This window comes from Janibacter limosus NBRC 16128 (genome assembly GCF_001570985.1).
In the GTDB taxonomy this organism is placed as follows: Bacteria; Actinomycetota; Actinomycetes; order Actinomycetales; family Dermatophilaceae; genus Janibacter; species Janibacter limosus.
This window is the reverse complement of sequence record NZ_BCSS01000090.1, coordinates 1-1,658: the sequence shown is the minus strand read 5'-3', so window position 1 is coordinate 1,658 and position 1,658 is coordinate 1. Positions and strand designations below refer to the sequence as shown.

At 70.1% G+C, this 1,658-nt stretch carries 1 protein-coding gene; it reads left to right on the top strand.

Annotated features, from left to right (window positions below; genetic code table 11):
- The first annotated feature begins 152 nt into the window (after nt 1–152).
- The gene (locus JLI01S_RS16460) at nt 153–1,526 is read left to right on the top strand and encodes a PrsW family intramembrane metalloprotease (RefSeq protein WP_068266745.1); all 1,374 of its coding nucleotides are present in this window, start codon (nt 153–155) and stop codon (nt 1,524–1,526) included.
- The last annotated feature ends 132 nt before the right edge of the window (nt 1,527–1,658 follow it).

Below are 1,658 nucleotides of genomic sequence, written 5' to 3'. Positions count from 1 at the left end.
CGCCCGCGGGTCCGCCCCGGCCCCCGTCGCCGGCCAGCCCGCCCCCGCCTCCTCCCGTCGCCCGCACGACGACACCGCCACCGCCACCGTCCGGGCAGCCGCCCGCACCGCCGAGCTCTGCGGGGCCCTCCGAAGACACCCTCACGCGCAGGATGCTGCGACGCAGCGCCCCTGAGGAGCCGGAGTGGTACCGCACGGCGACTCGGTCGATCGCGCTCGCGGAGCTCCAGGCCCAGACCGACTCGCGGCAGCAGGTCCTGGCCCAGCAGCAGGCCTACGAGGCCCAGCAGCAGGCCGCCATGCAGGCCGCGGCAGCGCAGCAGGCCAACCAGGCCCGTGCCCAGCAGCAGGCGCAGCACCAGGCCTGGCTGCAGCAGCAGCAGTACACCGCCCACTACGTGACCTCTCAGGCCCAGGCCAACCCGACCCCGCGGCCGACCCTGCGCACGTGGCTGCTCAGCGGCATCGTGGCCGTGATCTCGCTGTTCATGCTCCTGGCCTTCGCCCTGTACTACGGGCTCGCCTTCGGGATCGTGCTGACGCTCGTCAGCCTCCTCGCGGCGCTCATCCCGCTGACGCTCGTCGTCCCGATCTTCTTGTGGCTGGACCGCTTCGAGGCCGAGCCGTGGCGCTACCTCGTCACGGCCTTCCTCTACGGCGCCCTGGGCGCGACCGGCATGGCGATCTTCGGCAACACGTTCGGTGGCGTCGTCCTCGGTGAGATCTTCGGAGCGGAGAACGCGGACGTGCTCACGGCCGTCATCTCCGCGCCCCTGGTCGAGGAGACGACAAAGGGCGTCTTCCTCCTCGTCATGTGGGCGTTGATGCACAGGAAGTTCAACGGACTGACCGACGGCATCGTCTACGCAGGCATCGTGGCGGCCGGCTTCGCCTTCACCGAAAACATCCAGTACTTCGCGGGTGCCTTCAGGGAGATGGGGGCGGGCGGTTTCGGTTTCACCTTCGTCCTGCGCGGTCTGGTCACCCCCTTCCTCCACCCGATGTTCACGACGATGACCGGGATCGGGGTCGGCCTGGCAGCCGTCTCCCGCTCCGTACCCGTCAAGATCGTCGCGCCCATCGTCGGCTGGTGCGCCGCGGTCCTGCTGCACGGGCTGTGGAACCTCAGCGCCTCGACCGGTGGCGTCGGTCTGATCATCGGTCTCGCGGTCGGGTTCTTCGCCTTCTGCGGCTTCGTCTACTTCGTGATCTGGACCCGCAAGCGCGAAGGGAGGGTGATCGGTCAGCACCTCATGGCCTATGTCGACACCGGCTGGATCTCGGGCGACGAGGTCGGGATGCTCGCCTCGATGAAGTCGCGCCGGGCCGCGCGTCGCTGGGCGAAGTTCCACGGAGGGCCTCATGGGCTGGCGTCGATGCGCAGCTTCCAGGACTGCGCCTCGGAGCTGGCGCTGCTGCGCTTCCGCCAGCTGAGCCACGTGGCAGAGCCGAAGTCCTTGGAGCGTGAGCGGGTGTTGCTCGACTCGATGACCGCTCGCCGTCGCGAGTTCGTCGGAGCGGTCTAGCCGCGCTGGGTCAACCGACGACGACCTCGAGGTCGTCGTCGGTCAGCGCGGCGACCGCGGCCCTGTGGTCGCCGGCGGCCAAGGCCACGTCCGAGATCGAGATCGCGGTCGGGCGCGGCTCGTCGGCCCGCC

What these genes read in the sequence shown, in the direction of transcription:
- JLI01S_RS16460 (WP_068266745.1), top strand. Translation starts at nt 153, where the DNA reads ATGCTGCGACGCAGCGCCCCTGAGGAGCCGGAGTGGTACCGCACGGCG.